Below are 311 nucleotides of genomic sequence, written 5' to 3'. Positions count from 1 at the left end.
CCAATCGGTGAACCGCCCGGCAGCACCGCGAGCGTTATCAGTAGTACCGCAGTGATTGTCATCGAAATTGCCAGCACCCTTGACCGACCGAACTTGTCGGCGAGGAATCCGCCGCCGAAGCCGCCGATCGGCCGCATCCACAACACGATCACTGTTACGACACCCGCGCTCACCTGCGACACCCCGTGGTTCACGTTCAAAAACCCCGAGAAAGTAGTGGTGACCCCAGAACAGCGTGTACCCGCAGAAGAGGATTACGATCATCACCCACACCTCGCGAATCCTCAAGATCCGCACAATCGCGGCAAATG

General features: G+C 58.5%; 1 protein-coding gene. It reads left to right on the top strand.

Going from position 1 to position 311, the window contains the following annotated elements:
* Nucleotides 1–51: 51 nt before the first annotated feature.
* Nucleotides 52–311 (top strand): hypothetical protein (locus QK291_RS19020; RefSeq protein WP_282384413.1); only part of this gene is annotated, 260 nt, incomplete at its 3' end.

Source organism: Arthrobacter sp. AL12 (assembly GCF_029960645.1).
Taxonomy (GTDB): domain Bacteria; phylum Actinomycetota; class Actinomycetes; order Actinomycetales; family Micrococcaceae; genus Arthrobacter.
This window is presented reverse-complemented; position numbering and strand designations above follow the sequence as displayed.